The sequence below is a fragment of the Kribbella voronezhensis genome, assembly GCF_004365175.1.
Classification (GTDB): domain Bacteria; phylum Actinomycetota; class Actinomycetes; order Propionibacteriales; family Kribbellaceae; genus Kribbella; species Kribbella voronezhensis.
Genome location: NZ_SOCE01000001.1, coordinates 541,089 through 565,344, shown reverse-complemented (window position 1 = coordinate 565,344; position 24,256 = coordinate 541,089). Strand labels below are relative to the sequence as shown.

Below are 24,256 nucleotides of genomic sequence, written 5' to 3'. Positions count from 1 at the left end.
GTGGGCTAAGCGGCGGGGACCGGTAGGGGTTTGTCGAGGGCGGCGGCCGTGAGAACGACCAAGGCGGACGTCCAACCCAGGGGAGCCTCGCCGGCGGGTTGTAGGTCGCGGTTGAGTTTTTCCGGGATGGCGCCGGTGCGGGTGCGGTGGGTGTTGAGCCAGTCGAGGATGGACAGGGCCGTTTGGCGGTCGCCGCGGGCGGCTGCGCTCAGGGCGAAAAGGGCGGTCTGCGGGGTCCAGGCGACGCCGTCGGCGCGCCAGGACTCGCCTGGGGTGACGCCGCCGTTCGGTTGGGTGAGGACGTCGTGGGCGTGGTCGATCGCGTCTGCCACGTCGGCGCGCGGTGGGGCGAACGGGGGACCGAGGACCGTCACGATCGCATCCGCGCCACCGTCGGGAGTCCGCGGGTAGGAAGGACCGAAGGCGCGATCGGTTGCCGTTGACAACCGATCCAGAGCGCTTTGCCAGGATGGGACTTCGTGGCCGAGCAACGACGCGATCGCGAGTCCGGCGCGCAGCCCCGCTTGCAGAGGCGCCACTGTGCCGAGCGTGACGGAAGACTCGGGCCGTTCCCAGTAGTCGGGGGACACCGCGGGCAAGCCGTCAGCACCGAGTTCGGCGACGATCTGGTCGCCGGACTCCCGCAGCATCGGCCAGTAGGTAGACAGATCGAGACCGGACGAGCAGAACCAGCTCGCCCACAGCACCCATCCCGAGCCGTCCAGTTGCGGCTCTCGCCCGTCCTGAGGCACGGAGCCGTCGGCAGCGGCGTACCGGGCGGCCCAGCGGCCCGACGTCGGGCGCACCCGGTTGAGAAACGACAGTACGGACGCGGCTTCGGCGTACTGGCCGACCGAGCAACGCGCGGCGGCGACGAACGAGGCGTCTCGCGGCCAGACGAATCGCCATGGACCGTCCCAGCCGGCGAGGGTGCCGCCGTTCGGCATCGTCAAGGCATCGAGGTCGGCCAGCGCCTGGCGAACCATCCCGCCGTACTGCGTCGGCAGGCGCGCCGTAGTTGCCGTCGGCACCTTTTGCCCGGGGATGCCTTCGGAGACCAGCCCTGGTTGCGGATTCCGCTCCAGGTTGGCGGCCGTCCCGGCAGCGAGGAATGCCAGCAGTACCGCGATCACCACGACCGGAAACAAGCGGATCCGTCGCGCGCTGTTGTCCCGCACTGCCAACCTCCTCACTGAGCTAGATGCTGAACCTCTGCCTCGATCTTGCGGCGCGGTGCCAGTTCGACCAGGTACATCGCCGACATCACCAACGCGCCACCGACGAGCATCCGTCCGGTCACGCTGTCTGTTCCGAAGAGTACGGCGAATGCCGAGGCGAACACCGGTTCCATCGTCATCGCGATCGCGGCCCGCGTCGGTGTCAGGTGCGCCTGCGCCCAGGTCTGCACGATCAAGGCGAACGCACCTGCCACCAGTGCCATGTAGATCACAGCAGTCCAGTCGCCGATCCCGCTCGGCAGCGTGAAGCCGCCGGGGATCGCGCCGATGGCGCAGACCGCCGTGATCACCACCATCTGCAAGGCGGACAGACCGAAGGCGTTGGTCGGTGTCGACCAGGCGCCGAGTCCGATGATGTGCAGCGCGTACAGACCGGCCGACGCCAGCGTCAGCAGTTCGCCGGTGCCGAGCGTGAACCCGCGCAGGGACAGTACGCCGAGACCGACTGTCGCCAAGACCACGGCGACCCAGGCCCAGCGACCGATCTTGTGCCGCAGGATCACCGCGGCGAGCAGCGGTGTGAACACGACGTACATGCCGGTGACGAAGCCGGACACGCTCGCCGAGGTGTGCCGCAGGCCTTCGGTCTGCACCAGTTGGGCGATCCCATAGGTGATGCCGAGGGCAACACCCCGGCCGCGGTCCAGCCGGCTGAGCCGTCCGATCGCCGGCGGATGGACGGCGATCAGGGCGATCGCGGCGATCGCGAACCGCAACGCCAGGTAGTCGGCGACGTCCATCCTGGTCAGCAGGTCCTTGGTCAGGAAGAACGTCGATCCCCACGCCGCGGCCACTGCGAGCAGGGCCAGGACGGCGATGCGGGAGCGATTCACGACCAAAGCTTGTCAGACACCTGACACCCCAACCAAAACGTCGCCGGGAGCCGTCGGGCCAGGCGCCTGAGGACCGGAGTACGGGGTCAGACGATGGTGACTATGACGGTGCTGCCGGGCTGGGCGAGTTTGCCGGCGCCCGGGTTCTGGCCGGCGACGAGGTTGAGGCCGAGGTGGAACGGTGCGAGTTCGACCTTCACCTTGAAGCCCGCGTCGGTGAGGATCTTCTGCGCGTCGGCGAGCTTCTTGCTCCGCACGTTCGGCACCTCGACCATCGGTGGGCCCTTGGACACGACCAGCTTGACCTTGTCCTTGCCGAACAGCGTGCCGCTGTTCGGCGTCTGGCTGATCACGACGCCGAGGGGGACCGTCGGGTCGAACTGGTCGGTCCGCTCGACGGTGAAGCCGGCCTTCCGCAACGCCTTGGTGGCGTCCCGCACCGGTTTGCCGGTCAGGTTCGGCACCGGGATCGGTTTGCGGCCCAGGCTGACCCACAGGTCGACCGCGGTGCCGGGCTTCTGGGACGTGTCGAACTTCGGACTGAACAGAATCACCCGCCCGGTCGGGAACGCATCGCTGTAGACGCCGGTCTGCTTGCCGACGACCAGTTGGACCGACTCCAGCGCCCGGGTCGCCGCATCCACATCCAGCCCGGCGAGCTGCGGCACGTTGTAGCGCTCCGGGCCCTTGGAGACGACGAGTCCGACCTGGCCCTTCTTGCGGATCCGGTCGCCCGGACCCGGGTCGGTCCGCATCACCTGACCGGCCGGCACGTCCTCGGAGAAGTCAGGAGCGAGCAGCTTCGTTCCCAGCCCGGACTTCCCGGCCTCGGTCGTCGCGGCCGCCGCGGTCTTGTTGAGCAGCATCGGCGTCGAGGTATAGCGGTGGATGCCGTAATACCAAGCGGCGGAACCGACGCCCAGGGCGAGAGCGAGCACCGTGATGACCGCGATCAGGCCGTGGCTGCGCGAGCGCGGTGGCGCGGGCCGCGGCATCTGGTGGGCCGCGCTGTTGGTGGTTCGTGGCCGTTGCTCGGGTGGCATGTCGGCGAACGGACGGCCTTCGAACGGTACGACGATGGTGTCGTTGCGCGGCGGCTCGCTGCCGTAGTCGCGGCTGTAGCCGTCGTCGTACTCGTTGTCCTGGCGCATCTGCTGGATCGGGATGGTGAGATCGCCGGTCAGCTCGGGATCGTCCGGCAACCCTTCGTCCAGCGCGCTGCGCACGCGGCGCACTTGCCGACTCAGCACGCGGGCGTCGGCCGGCCGGATGTCGCGGTCACGAGCGGTCGCCCGCTGCACCAGCGCATCGACGTACGGCGGTATGCCGGGCTGGATCTCGGACGGCGGCGGCACGTCCGCGTGCACGTGGGCGTAGGCGACCTGGATGGGGCTGTCGCCGCTGTGCGGCTTGATGCCGGTGAGCAGTTCGTACAGCATGATGCCGGCCGAGTACACGTCGGACCGGGCGTCCGCCCTGCCGTCGGTGACAAGCTCGGGGGCCAGGTAGGACACCGTGCCCATCAGGAGGCCTTGGGTCGCGGTCTGCCCGGTCGTGGTGACGGCGCGCGCCAGCCCGAAGTCGGCGACCTTGACCGTGCCGTCGTCCGCGATCAGCACGTTCTCCGGCTTGATGTCGCGGTGCACGATGCCTGCGTCGTGCGCGGCGGACAGCGCCGACAACACCGGCGACAGCAGATCCAGCGCCCGGGCAGGCGGCAGTGGAGCCTGCTGCCGTACTACGTCGCGCAGCGTGCGGCCCGGCACGTACTCCATGGCCAGGAACAACGTGCCGTTGTCGTCGCCCTGGTCGAAGACGGCGACCACGTTGGGATGCGACAGCTTCGCCGCGGCCCGCGCCTCGGCCACGAACCGGCGGCCGAACTCGGCGTCGTCCCCGAGCCCGAGGTGCATGATCTTGAGCGCGACGATCCGGTCCAGCCGCATGTCCAGCGCCTCGTAGACGGTCGCCATGCCGCCCTTGGCGACCCGCGCACCCACCCGGTACCGCCCGTCGAGCACACGCCCGACGAGGGGATCACTGAGCTGGGTGTGTACGTCGTCCGTCACGTGCGGTGAGCCGCCTCTCGAAGCCTGTCTGCTTAGAGAGTGTAAAGAGGCGGTCCGGCAGCGGCTTCCCCGCCGCGCCGGACCGCGCTTACCGCGGGCTCCAGCCCTTCTCCAGTTGCGCCTTGATCCGCAGCACGTTCTTCACGTAGAGCTTGGTGTCCGGGTACATCCCGTTGCGCCGGACCCCGCCCAGACCCTGGTAGTAACCGGCGACGGCGATGTCGAGTTTCGCCGCGGCGGTCAGCCGGTCCAGCAGCACGACCCCGGCGGTCACGTTGTCGAGCGGTTTGAGCAGATCGAGGTTGCGGCCGACGACGCTGGAGGCGAAGCGCCCGGTCGAGGGGATCACCTGCATCGCGCCGATCGCGTTCGCCGGGGAGACGACCCGCTGCTTCCAGCCGGACTCCTGCCAGGAGACGGCGAGCGCGAGTTCCGGATCGACGCCGTACCTGCGGGCGACCGAGGTGATCAGCGACCGCATCTGGGTGCGGGTCGGGAGCTTGCGGTGGGCAAGGATCGCGCGGTTCCGGTCCGCCTGCGCGACGACGTGGTCGGCGTACGTGCGGCCGGCGAAGGTGTTGTTCTTCTTGGCAACCGGCTTCGGCTTGGCCTTCGGGATCGGCACCGGGACCCGCAGTGGCCGGCCGGCATAGATCGGCGAGGTCCGCTTCAGGCCGTTCACCGACAGCAGGTATTTCTGCGATACGCCGTACCGTCTGGCGATCTTGCTGATCGTGTCGCCGGGCTTGACGACGTAGACGATCTGGCCGGCCTTCGGCTGCGACGGCCGGCGTGCCGGGGCCGGTTTGGCGGGCAGCGCGAGCACCTCGCCGGCGTAGATGGCGTTGCCGTTGCCGGGAAGGTTGTTCAGGGCAACCAGAGTCCTGACCGTCGTCCCGTACCGGCCGGCGATCAGGGTGAGCGTGTCGCCGTGCTTGACCTTGTAGTGCCCGAAACCTGGCGACCCGGCGGTGATCACCCCCGCGGCCAGCAGCGGAACGGCGATCCCGGTCAGTATCCGAACAACCCTGTGACGCATTTCCGTCTCCCCGTGTCAACGTTCCTTGACGGTAAGTGCAGGTACTCCTGTGACAACAGGTGCGCATGGGTCACTTGTTACGGCTGTTACGCAATGTTTACAGTTTATGACTGAACTACATGGATGTGGTTCACAATCGATCGACGCGTCGTCGTCGAGCGATCACGCAAAGCGTGTACCGCAAAGCGCCCTGATCCAGGCGATTGCTACCGGCAACAGATGCTCAGGGCACCTATTTCCGGTACGCTGCCCCGGCGCGCGGTGACAGCCGGTCAGTACGACAGACGTCCGTCGGTCGGTGACGACGCCTGCGCCGAGTGCCAGCGGCGGGGGATCCGGCCGGCCAGTCGCGCGCCGCGGCCCGCGTTGACCGCGTCCCGCATGGCAGCCGCCATCAGTGCCGGACGCTCCGCGCGGGTGACAGCCGTGGCCAGCAGTACCGCGTCGCAGCCGAGCTCCATCGCCAGCGCAGCGTCACTCGCGGTCCCGATGCCCGCGTCCAGTACGACGGGAACCGTGGCCGCCTCGACGATCATGCTGATGTTGTGCGGGTTCCGGATGCCCAGCCCCGAACCGATCGGCGAACCCAGCGGCATCACGGCGACACACCCGGCCTGCTCGAGCCGGCGGGCCAGGATCGGGTCGTCGTTGGTGTAGGCGAACACCGAGAAGCCGTCCGCGGCCAGCGTCTCGGCTGCGTCCAGCAGTTCGACCGGATCGGGCAGCAAGGTGTGGTCGTCGGCAACGACCTCCAGCTTGATCAGGTTGGTCTCCAGCGCTTCACGAGCCAGCCTTGCGGTGAGGACGGCTTCGCCCGCGGTGAAGCAGCCGGCGGTGTTGGGAAGCACGGCGATGCCGTGCTTACGCAGTACGTCGAGCACCGAACCCTGCTGGTTCGGGTCGAGTCGCCGCAGGGCCACAGTGGTGAGCTCGGTGCCGGACGCGACCAGCGCTTCCTCCAGTACCTCGAGGCTCGGCGCGCCCCCGGTGCCCATCACCAGCCGCGATGTCAGCTCGAGTCCCGCGATCGTCAGGCTGTCGTCACTCATGGTTCCTCCTCAACCGCCCTGGACCGCGGTGAGGATCTCCACCCGGTCGCCGTCGGCCAGTGTCGTGCCGGCCCACTCGGCCCGGGTCACCACGGCCTCGTTCACCGCGACGGCCACGCCGATGGGACTGCGCGCCCAACGGTCGACCACGTCGGCCACGGTGGTTCCCGCTGCGATCTCTTCGGTGCTGCCGTTCACGAGCACCTTCATAACCTCACTCACCCGGCTACCTTAGGCGCGCTGAACCTGTCGGCCGCGAACGGTGCCGCAAGGTCCGGGATGCGGCCGGTCCGGACAGTCTCGGCAATGACCTGCGCGGTGATCGGAGTGAGCAGTACGCCGTTGCGGTAGTGCCCGGTCGCCCAGAGCAGTCCGTCGAGTCCGGATGCTCCGAGGATCGGTGCGTTGTCCGGTGTCGCGGGCCGCAGTCCGGCGACTGTCTCGACTAGCTCCAGCTCGTCGGTGATCGGCAGGACCATCCGTGCATCGCGCAGCAGCGAGAACACCCCACCTGCGAGGACGCGGGTGTCGTACCCGAGCTCCGTAGTCGTCGCGCCCACCACCAGCTCTCCGCCGGGCCTGGGGACCAGATAGACGGAGAAGCCTCGCGCGGTGGCTCGGATCGTGTGGTGCAAAGCCGGGCGGTAGGCCTCGGGGACGCGCAGCCGGAGGATCTCGCCCTTGACCGGCCGCACCGGCGGCCGCAGCTCTTCGGGAATCCCCTGCAGCTGGGCAGACCAGGGGCCGGTGGCCGCGATGAGCTGGGCGGAACGGATGGTGCTGCCGTCCTCCAGTTCCACGCCGACGGCCGCAGTACCGGCTGTGAGGACTCTGGAGACTTGCTGACGTTCGAGCTGTACGCCGGTCAGCTCGGTCGCGCGCAACAGGGCTGCGACGGTCTGGCGGTTGTCGACCGAGTGATCGCCGGCCACCCAGACCCCGCCGGAGACGCCGGCCGCCAGGAGTGGTTCACGCATGCGAACCTCGCGGCCGGTGAGCTCCTCGACCTCCAGGCCGAGGCGACGCTGGTAGTCGGCGAGCCGGCGGAGTGCGGCGACGTCGTCCGCGTCGTAGGCGACCGAGAGAGTTCCCGTGCGGTTGAGACCGGCCGGGCGGCCGGTGAGTTCTTCCAGCTCCGCCGCGAAGCCAGGCCAGGCGGCGACGCTGGCGAGATTCAGGGCCAGCAACTCGTCCTCGCCGTACTCGACCTCGGTGACCGGGGCGAGCATGCCGGCCGCGACCGCTGAGGTCCGGCTGCCCGGTGTCGGGTCACAGACGGTCACCTGGATACCGTCGGCCGCGAGTCGCCAGGCGATCGCCAGGCCGATCAGTCCGCCGCCGATGACGACGACTTCCGAAGTTCGCTCAGCCATGGCGACAACCCTACGTCTGTGGCCACATGGCAGGCTTGGGCGTGTGACTGAGCCCACCGCTGACAATGGATTGCGCGAACGCCTCGCCGACGCCCGCCTCTACCTCTGCATGGACGCGCGGGAGGAGCAAGGCGATCTGGAGCAGTTCCTGGACGCCGCGCTCGGCGGTGGCGTCGACATCGTGCAGCTCCGCCAGAAGAACCTCGAGGCGGCCGACGAACTGGCGGCCCTGGAGGTGTTCGCCGACGCCTGCAAGCGACACGGCAAGCTGCTGGCGGTCAACGACAGAGCGGACATCGCGTTCGCAGCGGGCGCCGACGTGCTGCACCTGGGGCAGCGCGACTTGCCTGTGCACGCAGCACGGGCCATCACTGGACACGAGCCGGTGATAGGCCGCTCAACTCACACCTTCAGCCAGGTGAACGCAGCGGTGGTCGAACAAGGGTCGGACTACTTCTGCGTCGGCCCGGTCTGGGCCACGCCCACCAAGCCCGGCAGAAGCGCCGCCGGCCTGGAGCTCGTCTCGTACGCCGCCAGTAGGCAACCCGCGAAGCCATGGTTCGCCATCGGCGGGATCGACCTCGAGCGGCTGGACCAGGTCGTCGAGGCCGGCGCCGAGCGCGTGGTCGTCGTACGGGCGATCACCGAGGCCGACGACCCGGGTGCTGCGGCTGCGGAGTTCAGCAGGCGGCTGCGTGGTGCCGGGTGATCAACAACCCGAAGGCAGCGCGCATCGTCGCCGCGGTCGTGGTCGCCATGCTGGTGATCACGCTCGCGGCCTCACTGTTCGGGTGCAGCGCGGACAAGGCGAGCGGTCAGCCACAGAACGATCCCCAGAGCGGTCTGGCCTTCGTCGCCGTCGCGGACCTGCCGAAAGAGGCGCAGCAGACGCTGCAGCTGATCGACAAGGGCGGCCCGTTCCCGTACAGCCGCGACGGCGTGGTGTTCGGCAACTTCGAGAAGATCCTGCCGAAGGAAGTCAGCGGGTACTACCACGAGTACACGGTGAAGACGCCGGGGGAGAAGGACCGCGGCGCGCGCCGGATCGTGACGGGGAAGAACAGCGAGCGTTATTACACCGACGATCACTACAAGTCGTTCCGCCGGATCAGGGCGGACGGGGGGACCGACGGATGACCGACCTGCGGACCTTGCTCGACAACGGGCTCCGGCCGGGCGTGTACCGCTGGCGCGCTCAGCAGGACTCTGCCGACGAAGTACGCCGTACCGTCGCCGCCGCGGGCTGGAACTTCGTGCTGCTGGACACGACCCGGATTTCCGACAAGGCGGGCTTTCTGGATGTCTGTGCCACCGCGTTCGACCTGCCGCGCTGGTTCGGGCGCAACTGGGACGCCTTGGCCGACTCGCTGAGCGACAGGTCCACCGGTGAGCCGGAGGTGGTCCTCTGGGAGGGCTGGCGCGACCTGCTCGACCGCGACCACGACACGGTCGACGTGGCCTTGCAGATCTTCGGTGAGGACGCGAAGGAGTCCGGGCAGCTGAGGGTCCTCCTACGCGAAGCCGACGACGTACCGGATCTCGTCAGCGACCTGCCGGTCGTCTAGCCGTACTCGCCAGCGTCGGTAGCCCGAACTGCGCCGGTACGCCGTGGCTGAAGGCCACGTGGTCGGGTGGACGGCCGGAGAGCTCCTGAAGCCCCACGGACGCCAGCAGACCGTGTTCCTCGAAGGCGGTGAGCTCGGCGGTTCGTAGTACCCAGGCGGGGTGCTCGTTGGGCAGGTGCAACGTGCGACCGGCTCGTGCGACGTGCAGTCCCCAGCGTGCGGTCAGGAAGTGCTCCAGTGGTCCAGGGGTGAGTGCGTCGCCGACCTGGACCCGGATGCTGCTGCTGGCGTGAGTGCTTGGCCACCGCAGCCGTGATGTGTACGTGTGGGTGTCGCCGTGGACCTCATGGCGCATGCGGGCCCAGCGGTAGGGGAGGCCGAAGACGGCCCGCGCAGAGCCGACCACTGCGGCGCGGTCGGCGTCCAGGCTGAGGAAGACGACACCACGGCGGCCGGTCGTGTCGACGGAGTACAGCCTGATGTTCGTCTCCAGGAACGTGCCCAGCCAGGGCACCGCTGGTCCGTGGGGGAACCCGGTGTCAGTCATCCGGAAGGGAACCAGACCGACGTAGCTCTTGCCTTCGAGCGTGTCAGGCTCGGTGCCGGGCGGGTAGAAGCGCTCCAGGCTCGCCGGTTCGACGGCCCAATGCAGGAAGGTCAGATCTCGCCAGTTCTGCCTCAGGATTCGCGGCCTGCGGAGCAGTGGGGCCTCGAATTCGACGGGCTCTGCCATGGGGGCAATCTACTGCTGCGCTGCCAGCCGCTCGGAGAGGTCGGCCAGGTCGGCGACGAACCACAGGTGCCTGCCGCGATTGGCCTCGCGGACCCAGTCGCGGAACGGCGTACTGGCCGCGGCGTGCGCCTCGATGTCGCCCATGACCGCCAGGCGCATGCGGTAGTCGACGAACTTCTGCACGATGGCTCCGGCGATACCGGACTTCAGCCGGAAGAACTCCGCCGGCAGTTTGTCGACCGGCAGCACCAGGAACTCCGCGCCGTGCTCGTAGTGGGCCGCCGCGATGACGTCCACGGCATCCCGGTCGGTGCTGACTTCCCTGTCGGCGATATACACGGTCGTGCCGTGCAGGTGCTCAACCATGGACCTAAAGTACTCTAAAAGTCTCTATCGAGCGATTTATAGGGAATTCTAAGGAATCGAGGCGTCAGGATGGCCCGGGAGCTGTACTCGGTCGAGGAGGTCGCGGAGCAACTCGGGTTGCACGTGCGGACGGTCCGGAACTACATCCGCGACGGCCGGCTGAAGGCGGCCCGGATCGGCAAGCAGTACCGGATCGCTCGCGAGGATCTCGAGGCCTTCACCGGGACCAGCGCGGCTGTGTTCGATCCGGCCGCGAAGACCCGGCACGTGGAAGTGTCGGCGATCGTGCACATCGAGTCGGTGGACCGGACGCTCGCCGACCGGATCAGCACGCACGTGATGGGCTCGCTGAACCGCGACGTCGGCCGGCTCCGCGTCGAGACGGCGTACGACCCCGATCGCGGCACGCTGAAGGTGATCGTGCTGGGCGACCCCGAGATCGCCGCGGACCTGCTGCGGCTGATCAGCCTGATGGCCGAGTCTTGATCAGACGGCCCTGATCAAGCGGGTTTGACTACAGGTGCCGGGAGGTCGCGGCGACGACCAGGTCGGCGAGTGCCTTGCGGACGTTCTCGTCCTCGATCGGGGCCCGGTCCAGCGCTGCCAGGGCGTCCTCGGTCTTGTCGGTGATCAGATCCTCACAGGCCTGTACGGCGCGGCTGTCCTGCAGGATCTCGCGCAGCAACTGGATCTCGTCGTCGTCGAGATCCCGCCGTCCGAACAGCCGGTCGAACTCGGCGAGCTGGACCTCCGAAGCGTGCTCCACGGCGTACGCGGTCAGGACGGTCCGCTTGCCCTCCCGCAGGTCGTCACCGGCAGGCTTCCCGGTGACCGTCGGGTCGCCGAACACGCCGAGCAGGTCGTCGCGCAACTGGAACGCCTCACCGAGCGGCAGTCCGTACGTCGACAGCGCGTCGATCAGGAGCTGGTCGGCGCCGGCGAGCGCGGCCCCGATGTGCAAGGGGCGCTCGACCGTGTAGGTGGCCGACTTGTACCGCAGTACGCGCAGGGCTCGGTCCATGTCCGCTTCGCCGCTCGCCTGGGCCACGAGGTCCAGGTACTGACCCGCGGTCACCTCGACTCGCACGGCGTCGAAGAACTTGGAGGCCCGGGCGAGCGCGGCAGCGTCGAAGCCGCTCGTGTGCAGCATCTCGTCGGCCCAGATCAGGCAGAGGTCGCCGAGCAGGATCGCCGCGCCGACGCCGAAGCCGACCGGGTCACCGCCGCGTCCGCTGTTCGCCGAGCGAGCCCGCTGCAGTGCCTCGAACCTGCGATGCGCGGCCGGCGCGCCCCGGCGTACGTCGGAGGAATCCATCACGTCGTCGTGCACCAGCGCGCTGACGTGCAGCATCTCCAGGCTCGCCGCGGCGGTCAGGATCGGCTGGCCGGTGTCACCGCCCGCGGCCCGGAAACCCCAATAACAGAAGGAAGGACGCAACCTCTTGCCACCGGCGGTCGCGTCGCGGGCGGCCTGCACGGGCTCGGCCAGCTCGGGCCCGATCTCGGCGAGCCGCTCGGCCTGGATGTCCAGGAAGTTGGTCAGGGCTCGCTGGACCTCGGTCGGGATGTCTGCGTCGGCATACACGTCTCGGAGGGTAGCCGGTCGGGGCCCGTGCGCCCACGCCCCGGTAGCCTTGGACAATGGCAAACGGTCTCCCCTCGAAGCTTCCCGGCGCGACGCCGACGATCCGTGAGCTGCTGGCGACCGGACAGCGATCCTTCTCGTTCGAGTTCTTCCCGCCGAAGACCCCGGAGGCCGAGGAAGTGCTCTGGCGGTCGATCCGTGAGATCGAGCAGCTCCGGCCGACGTTCGTGTCGATCACGTACGGCGCCGGCGGGACGACCCGCGACGGAACGATCCGGGTCACCGAGCGGGTCGCGCAGGACACCTCGCTGACGCCGTTGGGGCACCTGACCTGTGTCGCGCACTCCAAGGACGAGCTGCGCTCGGTGATCGGCGCGTACGCCGGTTCCGGCGTGCGCAACGTGCTCGCTCTGCGCGGTGACCCGCCGGGCGGCCCGAACCAGCCGTGGGTGGCACACCCCGAGGGGATGAACCACGCGATCGAGCTGGTCGAGCTGGTCCGCGAGCTGGGCGACTTCTGTGTCGGGGTCGCCGCGTTCCCGGACAAGCACCCCGAGGCGTCCTCGCTCGAGGCCGACGCCCAGGTGCTCGCGGCGAAGGCGAAGGCGGGCGCGGACTACGCGATCACGCAGATGTTCTTCGGCGCCGGCGACTACTTCCGGCTGGTCGACCGGGCCGCGGCGCTCGGCTGCGACATCCCGATCCTGCCCGGCATCATGCCGGTGACGAACATCAAGCAGATCCACCGGATGGCCGAGCTGACCGGTATGGCGCTGCCGACCGCGGTCACCGATCGCCTGCATGCCGTCGAGGACGACCCTGCTGCGGTCCGCGAGGTCGGCATCGAGATCGCCAGCGAGCTCTGCGACGAACTGCTCGCCGGCGGTGCGCCCGGGATTCACTTCATCACGCTCAACCGCTCGACGGCGACCCGCCAGGTCTACCGCAATCTCCAGTCAGCACCGGTCTGAGCGAGCCGCGGCGGCGGCCGGCCTGACTGAGCCGCTGTCGCACCGGTCTCAGCGAGCCGCGGCGGCGGCCGGTCTGACCGAGCCGCTGTCGCACCGGTCTGAGCGAGACGCGGCGGCCGCGCTGAGCGGCGTGCGCCGGATCGGTGCGGACGCTCTATCCTGAGCCGATGGCTGACCCGTCCGATCTGCTGATGGACCGCACGCTGGTGTTGCTCCGGCACGCCAAGGCGGTGCCGCCCGAGTCGATGCCCGACCTGGACCGTCCGCTGGCCGACCGGGGCCGTGCCGACGCCGCCGCGGCCGGGCGCTATCTCGTTGCCCAAGGCATCGATGCGGACCTGGTCATCTGCTCGCCGTCGACCCGTACCCGCGAGACCTGGCAGTACGCCGCCGAAGCGGGCGCCACGGCGACGGACATCTGGTACGACCGCCGCGTCTACAGCGCCGGCACCGAGGAACTCCTCGAAGTACTGCAGGACGTCCCGGCCGACACCCGCACCGTCGTCCTGGTCGGCCACGCGCCCGGAATCCCTTGGCTGGCAGACGAATTGGCCCTCGACGGCACCAGCCCGTCCCGGGTCGAACTCACTCAGAAGTACCCCACCAGCGGCCTCACGGTCCTGCATCTCACCACCCGCTGGTCCGACGTCACCGCCGACACCGCCGACCTGGTCGACTACGTCATCCCGCGCGGCTGAGTGCTTGCATTTGGCACTGACCCGGAGGACGCTCCGTAACAAGGGGAGTACTTCAGGGGGATGGCGCTATGAGCGAGATTCAGGTCGCCGAAGAACCGGTACGACGGATTCCGGGTGACGCGGCGAAGAGCCCGCAGCCAGGGACGGCCTTGTGCCTGTCCGGCGGCGGATACCGGGCGATGGTGTTCCACGTCGGCGTGCTGTGGCGACTCAACGAGGCCCGCATGCTGCCGGAACTCGACCGTGTCTCCAGCGTGTCCGGCGGCTCCATCACGGCCGGCGTCCTGGCGATGAACTGGAAGCACCTGGACTTCGACGAGGAGGGGGTGGCGCAGGAGTTCGTGTCCCAGGTCGTCGACCCGATCCGGGCGATGGCCGGCACCCACGTGGACGTACCGGCGCTGCTGACCGGGATCGGCCTGCCGTTCACCTCGGTGGCCGACCGGGTCGTCCGGGCGTTCCGCAAGCAGCTGTTCGGGAAGAAGACGCTGCAGGACCTGCCGGACAAGCCGACTTTCGTGATCAACGCGACCAACCTGGAATCGGGCGACCTGATGCGGTTCAGGAAGGCCTATCTGGCGGACTACCGGGTGGGCAGGGTCAACCATCCGGATCTGCCGCTGGCCGTCGCGGTCGCCGCCTCCTCGTCGTTCCCGCCGTTCCTCTCGCCGTGCACGGTCGACCTGGCGCACGAGCAGTGGGTTACCGAGGACGGCAACGATCTGACCGGTCCGGAGTTCCGCAACGAGATCCGGCTGAGCGACGGCGGTGTGTACGACAACCTCGGTCTGGAAACGGCCTGGAAGAACTACCTGACCGTCCTGGTCAGCGACGCCGGTGGTCATCTGGGCCCGGATCCCGACCCACCGTCGGACTGGGGCCGGCACCTGCTGCGGGTGCTGAAGGTGATGGACAACCAGGTCCGGGCGCTCCGCAAACGCCAGGTCATCGACTCCTTTCAGCGGAAGGTGCGAACCGGCGCGTACATCGGGATCCGCAGCCACGTGGCCGACTACGGGCTGGCCGATCCGCTGCCGGTGGACGAGGCCGTCGCGTCGAGGCTTGCCGCGATCCCGACCAGGCTGGACTCGATGGACGAGGAGCTTCAGCGGCAGTTGATCAACTGGGGTTACGTCATCTGCGACACCGGGCTGAGGGCCCATCTGGGGAAGGGTCCGGGCGCCGGCAAGCTGCCGTACCCGGACAGCGCACTCACGAAGTCATGAGTGCGGAGCTGAATCGTCCAGCGATCCGGCTGCCCGACCGCCGCCGATTGCGGACGTTCGCCTTCGACCCGATGTCGACCCGGTTGTCCGGTCGCTTCCTTGCGCTGGACGTGCCGTACGAGGCCGAGCTGCGGCCGGGGCCGGACGGCAGCCTGGTCCAAGTGGTCGACTTCGATGCCGGCCGGAACCGGTGGTACGAACCGCTGGATCTCAACGATCCGGCCGTCCTGGCGCAGGACGGCCTGCGACCGGCCGAGGGCGATCCGCGAACCCACCAGCAGATCGTGTACGCCGTGGCGACCAGTGTCATCGAGCGGTTCGAACGCTTCGTCGGCCGGCGGTTCCGATGGCGGGCCAACCAGAAACTGCGCCTCGTGCCGCATGCCTTCGAGGGACGCAACGCCTTCTTCGACCCGGGCCGCCGGGCCGTCCTGTTCGGCTACTACCGGGCCGATCGGCTCGACCCCGGCCGGAACCTGCCCGGCCAGGTCGTCTTCACCTGCCTGTCGACCGACATCATCGCTCACGAGGTCACCCACGCGATCCTGCACAGGATGCGTCAGTACTACTCCGAGCCGACGAACCGCGACGTGTTCGCCTGGCACGAAGCGTTCGCGGACCTCGTCGCGTTGTTCCAGCATTTCGTGCATCGCGACTTCGTCATCGATGCCGTCGCGACCACCTCCGGCGACCTGAGCAAGACCAGCGGTCTGCTCCAGCTCGCCAGCGAGTTCGGTGAGTCGACAGGACGGGGAGCGGCCCTGCGCTCGGCCATCAAGGACCGGAACCGGACACCGGACAGATTCCGGGCGGCCACCGAGCCGCACGAGCGTGGTGCCTGTTTCGTCAGCGCCGTCTTCGATGCCTACCTCGACAGCTACCAGGCCTCCATCGTCGACCTGCTCCGGATCGCGACGGGCGGGTCCGGTGTGCTGCCTGCCGGACAGCTGTCGCCCGATCTGGTCAAGCGGATCGCCGACGAGGCCGTGCGGAACGCGGACCGGCTGCTCGGTATGGTCGTCCGGGCGATGGACTACCTGCCGGTCGTCGACATCCGGTTCGGCGACGTCGTCCGCGCGATCGTCACCGCCGACCGCGCGCTGTACCCCGACGACGCCATCAACCTGCGGCGCAACCTGGTCGAGGCGCTGCGCCGGCGCGGCATCTATCCGGAAGAGGTCGCCTCGCTGACCGACGAGGCACTTGCCTGGCCGACGGCGGACGACCTCGATCTCAACGACCCGGCGGCTCCGGTGGACCTGCGGAGCCTGATCCTGCTCGCGACCATGGACCTCGACCCCGGCGGCAAGGCGGGCGCGTTGCTCGTGCCGCAGCAGCCGGCCGCCGCGCCGGCGCCCCCACCGGCGGCCGTCGGCGACACGCCCGCCGCCGATGAGGGCGACCCGGACGAACGCGACCCCGGCGAGGTGCTCTACCAGACGGTCAGCAGGTGGGCGCGCCTGCACGCCGAGCAGATCGGGTTGGACCCGGACCCGGACCTCCGGATCGCACTACGAGGAATCCACGTCGCCTATCGGCAAGCGGCGGACGGCCAGCCCCGGCCCGAGGTGGCGATCCAGCTGACCCAGCGGCGGCCCGAACTGGAGGACCAGGAGCTCCCAGCGGGAACCAGGCCGAAGGTCCGGGCCGGTACCGTCCTGATCGCCGGAGTGGACGGCCGGGTCGAGCACGTCATCGCGAAACCACTCCCGTTCCGCGACGAAGCGGCGATCGCCAAGCTGCCTGCGGACCACCCGGCGCACGAGCACCACCAGGCCGGCATCAAGCGGCTGAAGGCGCTGAACCAGTGGGCGGTGGACGTCGAGGTCATGGACGCACTCAGCGGGTGGACCGCGGAGCCGGCCATGAACCGGCTGACGTTTGCCGCGATCCACGGCGAGATCATGACGGAGAACCGCTGATGGCCGGATCGACTGTCACCGTGCGGATGTACAACGTCGGCTTCGGCGACGCGTTCGTGGTCACTGTCCGGCGCAAGGGCAAGGTCTGGCGGATGCTCGTCGACTGCGGCGTGCACAGCCAGGGCCGGGCCCGGCCGATCGAGGAGTCGGTCAAGGCGATCATCGCGGACCTCGCCGCCGGCAGCCCGGCCGGCAAGCCGCAGCTCGACGTGGTGGTGGCGACCCATCATCACGCCGACCACATCTCCGGTTTCGCCCTGCCCGACTGGGAGAAGGTGGCCGTCAAGGAGGTCTGGCTGCCGTTCGTGGAGAACCAGTCGGACGCGGACGCTACCGCTTTACGCCAAGCACAGACGCAAGCCGCGCAGCGCCTGCTCGGCCTGATCGAGCAGCGGACGCTCGGACTCGATCCTGGGGCATGGCCGGCCGCCGTCGCCGCGGCCCGGTCGTTCGCGCTCAACTCGGCCGGGAACGCCGTGGCCACCGACCGGCTGGTCGGCCGCAACGAGAAGCATTTCGCGACCGACCACCACGTGCGGTACCTGCCGACTTTGAACGACGCGGAGAACGAGATCGCGGTCGGCCTCGACCAGGTGACCGTCCACGTCCTCGGCCCGTCGCGCGACCCGGACGAGCTCAAACTGATGAACCCGCCGGCGAGCGCCGGTTGGCTGCAACTGGACGCGGACGACGCCGGCGACGCGGACGATTCGCCGTACCCGCTGTTCAACGGAACCTATGAGCTGCGGGACGAGCAGCGACTTCCGGCCGCCCTGGAGGAGGCCGCCGACTCCTTGCAGCTGGATCAGCTCGGCAACGATGTCGGGCTGCTCGGCGCGGCCTCGGTGCTGGAGCGTGCGGTCAACAACACCAGCCTGTTCATGGTGCTCGACGTCGCCGGTACGCGGCTGTTGTTCCCCGGTGATGCCCAGTACGGCGCCTGGCAGCACGTACTCAAGGATCCGCGGAAGAGGGCGTTGGTGAGCGATGCGGCCTTCTACAAGATCGGTCACCACGGATCGCACAACGCCACGCCGAAGGCGTTCGTGGAAGAGGTGTGGACCGAGGGCGCCAGCGCGATGCTGCCGTGGGGGATGGTGGAGCGGTGGAAGGAGACCATCCCCAAGAAGGAGTTGCTCCAGTCGCTGCACGACCACAAACACCTGGTGATCCAGGCCGATACGCCGGCGGACAAGCAGGCCGGGATCACCGTTCAGGACGATCTCTGGCGCGAGATCGTCCTGAAGACCAAGTGAGCTAGGGCAGCCAGTTGGTGGTGCTGTTGATGGTGATCATGCGCTGGGTGGCCCGGGTGAGGACGACGTAGAGGGCACGGATCCCGCCGAGGGTGTCGCTCACGATGCGGTCGGGTTCCACGACGATGACCGCGTCGTACTCCAGCCCCTTGGAATCCAGGGGGCTGAGGGCGACGACGCGCGGATCGCCGACCTCGGCGACCACCGCGTCGATGGCGGGCCGGAGCGCCGGCGGGACGATGACGCCGACTGTTCCCTCGACGAGCTGGAGCAGCTCGACCGCCGCGTCACCGGCAGCTTCGGCGATCTTGGCGGCGTCGAAGAGGCGGTGCTCGGGCTCGACCCCGGTACGGCGTACCGCGTCGGGCAGGTCCGCGTCGGGGATCTGCCGCCGGATGACCTCACCCGCGAAGGAGTAGATCTCGGCCGAGTTCCGGTAGTTGGTCGAGAGCCGGAACGTGTGCCGCTGCAGGTGCGACAGCATCGAGTCCATCGCGGCCCGCGCTTCGGCCGGGTCCGGCCAGGAGCTCTGCGCCGTGTCGCCGACGACGGTCCAGCTCGCCTGCGGACCGCGCCGCGTCACCATCCGCCACTGCATGGGGGAGAGGTCCTGCGCCTCGTCGACGAGGACGTGCGCGTACTCCTCGGGCTCGTCCGCCTCGGCGGCCGCGATGCTGCGCGCCCGGCGCTCGGACGTGGTGAGCACCTCGTTCACGCCGTCCGACAGACCTTCCAGCCAGTCGAACTCCTCGTCGCGCCCGGCTTCCTGGATCGGCGGCCGGCCGAGCAGCTGACCGAGTTCATCGAGCAACGCGACGTCCGCGACGGTGAACTCGTCCGTACTACGGATCGCGGCCGCCAGATCCTCGACCTCGGCCGGGCTGAACTCGCCGCGTGCCCACCGGGACACCCGACGCGGGTCGCCGAGCCACCGCAGTACGGCACCAGGCGTCAGCATCGGCCACCACGCGGCAAAGAACGTCTTGTACGCCGGGGTGTCGGTGACCCGGTCGCCGAAGGCCTCCCGGTCTGCGTACACCCCAGTACGCAGGTCCTCGGGGAACTTGTTCCACAGCGCGGCCACCAGCCCCTTGCGAGCTTCGGAGGCGGCGCGGTTGCGCGGCGTACGGCGTAGTGCGTTGCGGCGGACGTTGTCGAGCTGGTTCGCGTCCAGCTCGACAGTGGCGCCACCAATGAAGACGCGCAGCGTCGTCGGAGCATCCGGCACCCGGTCGCGCGCGGCTCGCGAGAGCAGGCCACGCATCCGCAGTGAGCCCTTGATGGCGGCAGCCGCCGCGTCGTCGACAGCAGTCGCCCGTACGCCGTCCACCAGCTCACCGACCGCGCGCAGCGACACCGTGTTCTCCCCGAGGCTGGGAAGCACGCGCTCGATGTACGCCATGAACGCAGCGGACGGACCGACCACCAGCACGCCACCCCGCTCGAAGCGGCGCCGGTCGGAGTACAGCAGGTAGGCCGCGCGGTGCAGCGCGACGACAGTCTTGCCGGTACCTGGACCGCCGCCGATGACGGTGACACCACGGGCCGGTGCCCGGATCGCCTCGTCCTGCTCGGCCTGGATGGTCGCGACGATGTCGCGCATCGTGTGACCGCGGGCCCGCGACAGCGACGCCATCAGCGCGCCCTCGCCAAGCACCGGCAGGTCCTCGGGCGATCGGTCAGGGGCCAGCAGGTCGTCCTCGAGCCCGACGATCCGCGGGCCCTTGTTCCGCAGTACGCGACGCCGGACCACACGCAGCCGGTCGGTCGAGGTGGCTCGGTAGAAGGGCTCGGCGGCAGGCGCCCGCCAGTCGATCACCAGCGGTTCGTACTCCGCGTCGCGGACGCCGATGCGCCCGACGTACAGCTTCTCCAGGTCCTCGGCGGCCGCGACGGGCTCGGTGTCGTCACCGGCGTCGGAGTCGAGCCGGCCGAACACCAGTCCCTCGTGCTCCGCGTCCAGCTCGGCGATCCGGCGGGCGGCGGCGTACACCAGGACGTCACGCTCGTAGAGGCCGGTCTGCTCCTCATCGCGGACCCGGCCGACGTTCTGCGCCTGACCGCGTTGGTGCCCTTCGACCGCAATCCGGGAGGCGGACCGGGCGGCCTCGTCGACCCGGGTGTAGACCCGGTCGACGTGTGCCTGCTCTGCGTCCAGCTCAGCCCGTTCGACGTTTTCCAGATCGGTCGATGTGGGGGATTGATCCACCGGGGTCCTCTCTACTGCCGGGCGATTTACCCGACATGGAACACATGAACGATCAATCTTAGTGCGAGCTTCCCAACGGCCCTAGGGCGGTCTCAGGCTTTCCCGATGGCGTCGGCGACGATTGCCGCGCCCAGGGTCGTCGCCGGGACTCCTGTGCCGGGGTGGGCGCCTGCGCCGACGCAGTACAGGCCCTTGACGGGGGAGACGTTCGCGGCGCGCTTGCGGGCGGTGCGGAAGCCTTCCCAGGCCACTCCGGCCAGCCAGGACGAGGACGTCTGCCGGGAGACCACCTTGTCCCGGATGTGGAGGCCGCGCGCGACCAGGAGGTCCAGTACGTCGTCCGTCGGGTAGCCGTGCACCAGTACGGACCAGGCGCGGTGCCCAGCGGGTGCTACTCCACCAGTGCGCACTACTACGGTCGGGTCGCCGTGCAGCACCGTCTCGAAGGGCAGCTCCGGCACTGGTTCCTGCAGTCCCAGATGTACGACGTACGCCGCCTGCGCCTGGTGCGTCGAGAGCACCTTGCGCCGCACCTTCTTGGCTCTCGGGTCATCGACCAGTCGCTCGTAGAGCTCACGCGGATCGATGTCGCTGACAACGATCTCGGCTGGCAGCTGCGTCCCGTCGGCCAGCCGGACTCCGGTGACCGTGCCGTTCTTGCTGCGGACGGCAACGACTTCGGACTGGGTGCGTACGTCGACCTTGCGCTCACTGGTCCGCTGCGCGAGCGCGTCAGCGACCGCGCCGAAGCCGCCGTCGACGGTCCAGCGGCCGAAGGTGCGTTCGAGGTACGACCAGACACCGACATAGCCGGGCGTGAGCTTGGGGTCCGAGCCGTGCTGAGTCGCGTAGTACCGCAGTACTGCGCGGGCGCGGGCGTCGTCGAGCCGGCTGTCGGCCACCCGGGCGAGCGACTGCCAGGGCTTCAGTACCCGGATCGCGCTCCACGGCAGCCGGTCCATCAGGGGCGGCTCGAGCGAGGTCTTACGCAGTACCTGCCAGGTCTCGCCGTAGCTGTCGACCAGGTCGGTCCAGCGCTGGGCGGTCTTCGCACCGGCCAGATCGGTCCAGGCGTCGAGCTGGCCGGCCCGGTCGCCGACCGGAAGGTCCAGGACGGACCCGTCGCCGAACAGATGGCGGCGCGGCTGCGTGATCGGGTCCAGCTGGACCAGGCTCTCGATGGGCCGGCCGGACTTGCGGAACAGGTCGCGCAGGGCAGCAGGCAGCGTCGTACTCGCTGCTCCCGCATCCCAACTGAAGCCGTCCGCGTCGACTCGGCCGAGGGCGCCGCCGAGACGTCCGTCCTGCTCGCAGACGGTGACCTGATGGCCGAGCTTGGCAAGCCGCACCGCACTGGCGAGACCGGCGAGGCCGGCCCCGATGACGATCACCCGGGCCATCAGGCAGCACTGCTCCCGGCCGCCGGACTGCTCCGTCTTTCCCGCCAGGTCCGGAATCTGGCCAGGCCGCGGCGGATCGCGCGGAAGGCGAAGTACACCGAGACGAGCCCGATCAGCAACAGGATGCCCGCGATGATCAGGGCCGCGGTCGGGTGGAACGCGGCCAGCGAGACCACGCCGGCGACCGCGACGTCCTCGCCCGAGGAGGCGGCGATGTTCGTGACCGGCTCGGGGGAGGTGTTGATGGCCAGCCGCAGACTCGACTTCACGAAGTGTGACAGCAGCGCGGTCACCCCGCCGGTGGTCGCGATGATCGCCTGGTGCAGGTCGCTGGCCTGCCCGGCCACCAGCGCCGCGACGATCGCACCGACGGTGGGCCGGATCACGGTCGAGACCGCGTCCCAGGCCGAGTCGATGTACGGGATCTTGTCGGCGACGAATTCGAAGGCGAACAAGGCCCCGGCCGCGATCAGCACGGCATTGCCGGTCAGCCCCTTGGGGACGCTGTCGACATCCGCGAACCGGCCGAGCAGGCCGAGGATGAGGACGCACGCATAGGCGTTGATCCCACTCGCCCAGCCCGTCGTGAACGCCAGCGGCAACGCTTCCATGATCGGTACTCCGTAACCCTCAGTTGCAACCCGGTCGGACGATACGCGTGGTCAGTATCGAACCTTTCGATCCGAGTTTTGGTTAACCGTTGACATCGGCTTGTTTGCGACCCAAAGTGAACAGGCTGCTGGTCTGTGTGACTATCAGCCCGGCCACCCCCATACGGGTCAGGGAGATCAATCATGCTTCGTCGTCCGAAGATTCTCGCCGCACTGGCAGTGGTAGCGCTGCCCATATCCGTGATCGGCGTGTCGTCCGGCGGTCCACCGGCTGCTGCCGCTTCGCCCGGGCCGTCCACGCAGGCTGCCGCGTCAGCGTTCCAGGCCGCGTCGCAGAAGTACGGCGTACCGGAGTCGGTGCTGCTGGCTGTGTCGTACGCCGAGACGCGCTGGGACGATCACGCGGGCAAGCCCAGTACGTCGGGCGGCTACGGGCTGATGCACCTGACGTCTGTCGACCCCGGCGAGTTCGAGGAGCGGTCCGGCGGCGCTGAGCTGGCCAAGGCGGACTCCTTGCGCACACTGGACAAGGCGTCGACGTTGACCGGGCTGGACCCGGTTGCCCTGCGCAACGACCCTGCGGCGAACATCGCTGGTGGTGCAGCTCTGCTGGCCGACTACCAGCGCTCACTGAAGCTCCCGGTAGGCGCGGACACGTCCGCTGCCGACTGGTACGGCGCTGTCGGCTCGTACTCCGGTGCGTCGGACCAGGCCGGCGCCTCTGCCTTCGCCGATGACGTCTACGCGATCCTCGCCCGCGGCGCGGCTCGTACGACGAACACGGGTCAGCAGATCGTCATGCCTGCTGTGAAGGTCACGCCTGCCAAGTCCCAGCTCGCCCGGACCGGGTTGCGCGCGGCTACGACGGCCACCGGCGCCACCGAGTGCCCCGCCCAGCTGGATTGCGAGTCGCTGCCGGCGCCCTACTCGCAGTACGGGCCCGGTGCCGGTGACTACGGCAACCACGACCTGGCGAACCGGCCGAAGACCGGCAAGATCGACTACATCGTCATCCACGACACCGAAGGCGGCTGGCAGGGGACGCTGAACCTGATCCAGGACCCGACGTACGTGAGCTGGCACTACACGATGCGCTCGTCCGACGGGCACATCTGGCAGCACGTCGACACCAAGAACGTCGCCTGGCACGCCGGGAACTGGTACGTCAACATGCACTCGATCGGTATCGAGCACGAGGGCTTCGCGGCCCAGGGTGCGACCTGGTACACCGAGGCGCTCTACCGGAACTCGGCCCGGCTGGTCCGCTACCTGGCGCAGAAGAACAACATCCCGCTGGACCGCGCGCACATCATCGGTCACGACCAGGTGTCCGGCACGCTCCCGTCGACAGTGGCCGGCATGCACTGGGATCCGGGACCGTACTGGGACTGGGAGCACTACTTCGACCTGCTGGGCGCGCCGATCTACGGGCACAACATCTTCCCGGTCAGGGTCGGCTCGATCGTCACCGTGAAGCCCGGCTTCTCCGACAACGTGCAGGTCGTCACCGCTTGCAACACCGACGGCACCTGCCCGCCGCAGGGCACCAACTTCGTCTACCTGCGGCAGGCGCCGGACGACGCGGCTCCGCTGGTCAAGGACCTGGGGAACCGGCCGAACGGGGCCGACAGCACCACGCAGGTGTCCGACATCGGCGCGCGGGCTGCGGCCGGTTCGAAGTACGTGGTGGCTGAGCGGTCGGGTGACTGGGTGGCGGTTTGGTACCTCGGTGCCAAGGGCTGGTTCAAGAACCCGGCGTCGGCACCGGACGCGTTTGCCAAGCCGGGGCTCGTGGTGAAGCCGAAGGCAGGCAAGGCGAGTGTGCCGGTCTACGGCCGGGCGTACCCCGAGCAGGCGGCGTACCCGGCGGGCATTCCGTATCAGACGGTCACGCCGCTGCAGTACACGATCGGCGCGGGGCAGGCCTATCCCGTGGGTGACGCGAACATCGAGACGGACTACTACCGGGCCGTGACGTTCGCCGGTGAGCCGCCGACGGATCACGTCCAGGTGCTCGGCAAGGACCGCTACTACCAGATCTGGTTCGGCCACCGGATGGTGTACGTCCGCGCCGCGGATGTGGATTTGAAGCCGGCCTTCTAAGCTCTGCTGC

The 24,256-nt window shown here is 68.9% G+C and carries 23 protein-coding genes and 1 pseudogene; 10 read left to right on the top strand and 14 right to left on the bottom strand.

What is annotated here, in order from left to right:
- Positions 1-5: 5 nt before the first annotated feature.
- From EV138_RS02550 to thiO, 8 genes and pseudogenes are all read right to left on the bottom strand, one after another.
- Entirely contained in the window at positions 6-1,178 is a 1,173-nt protein-coding gene (locus tag EV138_RS02550) for a glycoside hydrolase family 15 protein (RefSeq protein ID WP_133976849.1), read from the bottom strand.
- Positions 1,179-1,189: 11 nt separating this feature from the next.
- On the bottom strand, positions 1,190-2,071 hold the full coding sequence (locus EV138_RS02545) for a DMT family transporter (protein ID WP_133976848.1): 882 nt from the start codon (positions 2,069-2,071) through the stop codon (positions 1,190-1,192).
- Between the two features lie 86 nt (positions 2,072-2,157).
- Positions 2,158-2,346 (bottom strand): PASTA domain-containing protein, encoded by a 189-nt coding sequence (locus EV138_RS38540; protein WP_369410822.1) that lies wholly within the window; start codon positions 2,344-2,346, stop codon positions 2,158-2,160.
- A 21-nt stretch (positions 2,347-2,367) separates the two neighbouring features.
- Positions 2,368-4,140 (bottom strand): annotated as a pseudogene (pknB, locus tag EV138_RS02540) (Stk1 family PASTA domain-containing Ser/Thr kinase); the annotation flags it as partial.
- A gap of 88 nt (positions 4,141-4,228) precedes the next feature.
- Positions 4,229-5,179, bottom strand: a complete 951-nt coding sequence (locus EV138_RS02535) for a lytic transglycosylase (protein WP_133976846.1) — start codon at positions 5,177-5,179, stop codon at positions 4,229-4,231.
- A gap of 272 nt (positions 5,180-5,451) precedes the next feature.
- Entirely contained in the window at positions 5,452-6,228 is a 777-nt protein-coding gene (locus EV138_RS02530; protein WP_133976845.1) for a thiazole synthase, read from the bottom strand.
- Positions 6,229-6,237: 9 nt separating this feature from the next.
- Positions 6,238-6,450: a sulfur carrier protein ThiS gene (gene thiS / locus EV138_RS02525; RefSeq protein ID WP_238157914.1), complete on the bottom strand. Its 213-nt coding sequence runs from the start codon at positions 6,448-6,450 to the stop codon at positions 6,238-6,240.
- A complete protein-coding gene (thiO, locus tag EV138_RS02520) occupies positions 6,447-7,601 on the bottom strand; it encodes a glycine oxidase ThiO (protein ID WP_133976844.1) in 1,155 nt (384 codons plus the stop codon). The genes thiS and thiO overlap by 4 nt, the downstream gene beginning before the upstream one ends.
- 43 nt (positions 7,602-7,644) lie before the next feature.
- Here thiO and thiE point away from each other — a divergent pair, with 43 nt between their 5' ends.
- Genes thiE through EV138_RS02505 form a run of 3 tightly spaced genes read left to right on the top strand, consistent with a single transcriptional unit; the run spans position 7,645 to position 9,166 of the window.
- Positions 7,645-8,310, top strand: coding sequence for a thiamine phosphate synthase (thiE, locus tag EV138_RS02515; protein WP_133976843.1), 666 nt, complete (start codon positions 7,645-7,647; stop codon positions 8,308-8,310).
- Entirely contained in the window at positions 8,307-8,738 is a 432-nt protein-coding gene (locus EV138_RS02510; RefSeq protein WP_238157913.1) for a guanyl-specific ribonuclease, read from the top strand. The genes thiE and EV138_RS02510 overlap by 4 nt, the downstream gene beginning before the upstream one ends.
- A complete protein-coding gene (locus EV138_RS02505) occupies positions 8,735-9,166 on the top strand; it encodes a barstar family protein (RefSeq protein ID WP_133976842.1) in 432 nt (143 codons plus the stop codon). Before EV138_RS02510 ends, EV138_RS02505 begins: the two co-directional genes overlap by 4 nt.
- On the opposite strand, the gene EV138_RS02500 is transcribed toward EV138_RS02505, so the two are convergent.
- Entirely contained in the window at positions 9,144-9,899 is a 756-nt protein-coding gene (locus tag EV138_RS02500) for a YqjF family protein (protein WP_133976841.1), read from the bottom strand. The genes EV138_RS02505 and EV138_RS02500 overlap by 23 nt on opposite strands.
- A gap of 9 nt (positions 9,900-9,908) precedes the next feature.
- On the bottom strand, positions 9,909-10,265 hold the full coding sequence (locus tag EV138_RS02495) for a DUF4180 domain-containing protein (protein ID WP_133976840.1): 357 nt from the start codon (positions 10,263-10,265) through the stop codon (positions 9,909-9,911).
- 69 nt (positions 10,266-10,334) lie between these two features.
- Between EV138_RS02495 and EV138_RS02490 the strand changes: the two genes are divergently transcribed.
- Positions 10,335-10,751, top strand: coding sequence for a helix-turn-helix domain-containing protein (locus EV138_RS02490; protein ID WP_133976839.1), 417 nt, complete (start codon positions 10,335-10,337; stop codon positions 10,749-10,751).
- A gap of 28 nt (positions 10,752-10,779) precedes the next feature.
- Here EV138_RS02490 and EV138_RS02485 read toward each other — a convergent pair whose 3' ends face one another.
- A complete protein-coding gene (locus EV138_RS02485; RefSeq protein ID WP_133976838.1) occupies positions 10,780-11,850 on the bottom strand; it encodes a polyprenyl synthetase family protein in 1,071 nt (356 codons plus the stop codon).
- A 56-nt stretch (positions 11,851-11,906) separates the two neighbouring features.
- On the opposite strand from EV138_RS02485, the gene metF reads away from it, so the two are divergent.
- The 5 genes from metF to EV138_RS02460 all read left to right on the top strand — a co-directional run bounded on the left by metF (position 11,907) and on the right by EV138_RS02460 (position 17,923).
- Positions 11,907-12,821: a methylenetetrahydrofolate reductase [NAD(P)H] gene (metF, locus tag EV138_RS02480; protein WP_112240421.1), complete on the top strand. Its 915-nt coding sequence runs from the start codon at positions 11,907-11,909 to the stop codon at positions 12,819-12,821.
- Positions 12,822-12,988: 167 nt separating this feature from the next.
- Positions 12,989-13,519, top strand: a complete 531-nt coding sequence (locus EV138_RS02475; RefSeq protein WP_133976837.1) for a SixA phosphatase family protein — start codon at positions 12,989-12,991, stop codon at positions 13,517-13,519.
- A gap of 68 nt (positions 13,520-13,587) precedes the next feature.
- Entirely contained in the window at positions 13,588-14,745 is a 1,158-nt protein-coding gene (locus EV138_RS02470; protein WP_133976836.1) for a patatin-like phospholipase family protein, read from the top strand.
- On the top strand, positions 14,742-16,667 hold the full coding sequence (locus EV138_RS02465; protein ID WP_133976835.1) for a gluzincin family metallopeptidase: 1,926 nt from the start codon (positions 14,742-14,744) through the stop codon (positions 16,665-16,667). The genes EV138_RS02470 and EV138_RS02465 overlap by 4 nt, the downstream gene beginning before the upstream one ends.
- Entirely contained in the window at positions 16,667-17,923 is a 1,257-nt protein-coding gene (locus tag EV138_RS02460; protein WP_133976834.1) for an MBL fold metallo-hydrolase, read from the top strand. The genes EV138_RS02465 and EV138_RS02460 overlap by 1 nt, the downstream gene beginning before the upstream one ends.
- Position 17,924: 1 nt before the next feature.
- Here EV138_RS02460 and EV138_RS02455 read toward each other — a convergent pair whose 3' ends face one another.
- The 3 genes from EV138_RS02455 to EV138_RS02445 form a co-directional block, all read right to left on the bottom strand.
- Complete coding sequence (locus EV138_RS02455; RefSeq protein ID WP_133976833.1) at positions 17,925-20,132, bottom strand: HelD family protein; 2,208 nt, start codon at positions 20,130-20,132, stop codon at positions 17,925-17,927.
- 92 nt (positions 20,133-20,224) lie between these two features.
- Entirely contained in the window at positions 20,225-21,532 is a 1,308-nt protein-coding gene (locus EV138_RS02450) for a phytoene desaturase family protein (RefSeq protein ID WP_133976832.1), read from the bottom strand.
- Positions 21,532-22,143: a DUF4126 domain-containing protein gene (locus EV138_RS02445; protein WP_133976831.1), complete on the bottom strand. Its 612-nt coding sequence runs from the start codon at positions 22,141-22,143 to the stop codon at positions 21,532-21,534. The genes EV138_RS02450 and EV138_RS02445 overlap by 1 nt, the downstream gene beginning before the upstream one ends.
- A 183-nt stretch (positions 22,144-22,326) precedes the next feature.
- Here EV138_RS02445 and EV138_RS02440 point away from each other — a divergent pair, with 183 nt between their 5' ends.
- Positions 22,327-24,246 carry an N-acetylmuramoyl-L-alanine amidase gene (locus EV138_RS02440; protein WP_133976830.1) on the top strand — a complete coding sequence of 640 codons (1,920 nt, stop codon included), beginning with the start codon at positions 22,327-22,329 and terminating at the stop codon, positions 24,244-24,246.
- Positions 24,247-24,256 lie beyond the last annotated feature (10 nt).

Excerpts from the sequence above, each read along its gene's own strand:
- EV138_RS38540 (WP_369410822.1), bottom strand. The coding sequence starts at position 2,346 with ATGGTCGAGGTGCCGAACGTGCGGAGCAAGAAGCTCGCCGACGCGCAG.
- EV138_RS02535 (WP_133976846.1), bottom strand. The coding sequence starts at position 5,179 with ATGCGTCACAGGGTTGTTCGGATACTGACCGGGATCGCCGTTCCGCTG.
- EV138_RS02530 (WP_133976845.1), bottom strand. The coding sequence starts at position 6,228 with ATGAGTGACGACAGCCTGACGATCGCGGGACTCGAGCTGACATCGCGG.
- thiO (WP_133976844.1), bottom strand. The coding sequence starts at position 7,601 with ATGGCTGAGCGAACTTCGGAAGTCGTCGTCATCGGCGGCGGACTGATC.
- EV138_RS02505 (WP_133976842.1), top strand. The coding sequence starts at position 8,735 with ATGACCGACCTGCGGACCTTGCTCGACAACGGGCTCCGGCCGGGCGTG.
- EV138_RS02500 (WP_133976841.1), bottom strand. The coding sequence starts at position 9,899 with ATGGCAGAGCCCGTCGAATTCGAGGCCCCACTGCTCCGCAGGCCGCGA.
- EV138_RS02495 (WP_133976840.1), bottom strand. The coding sequence starts at position 10,265 with ATGGTTGAGCACCTGCACGGCACGACCGTGTATATCGCCGACAGGGAA.
- EV138_RS02490 (WP_133976839.1), top strand. The coding sequence starts at position 10,335 with ATGGCCCGGGAGCTGTACTCGGTCGAGGAGGTCGCGGAGCAACTCGGG.
- metF (WP_112240421.1), top strand. The coding sequence starts at position 11,907 with ATGGCAAACGGTCTCCCCTCGAAGCTTCCCGGCGCGACGCCGACGATC.
- EV138_RS02475 (WP_133976837.1), top strand. The coding sequence starts at position 12,989 with ATGGCTGACCCGTCCGATCTGCTGATGGACCGCACGCTGGTGTTGCTC.
- EV138_RS02470 (WP_133976836.1), top strand. The coding sequence starts at position 13,588 with ATGAGCGAGATTCAGGTCGCCGAAGAACCGGTACGACGGATTCCGGGT.
- EV138_RS02465 (WP_133976835.1), top strand. The coding sequence starts at position 14,742 with ATGAGTGCGGAGCTGAATCGTCCAGCGATCCGGCTGCCCGACCGCCGC.
- EV138_RS02460 (WP_133976834.1), top strand. The coding sequence starts at position 16,667 with ATGGCCGGATCGACTGTCACCGTGCGGATGTACAACGTCGGCTTCGGC.
- EV138_RS02450 (WP_133976832.1), bottom strand. The coding sequence starts at position 21,532 with ATGGCCCGGGTGATCGTCATCGGGGCCGGCCTCGCCGGTCTCGCCAGT.
- EV138_RS02445 (WP_133976831.1), bottom strand. The coding sequence starts at position 22,143 with ATGGAAGCGTTGCCGCTGGCGTTCACGACGGGCTGGGCGAGTGGGATC.
- EV138_RS02440 (WP_133976830.1), top strand. The coding sequence starts at position 22,327 with ATGCTTCGTCGTCCGAAGATTCTCGCCGCACTGGCAGTGGTAGCGCTG.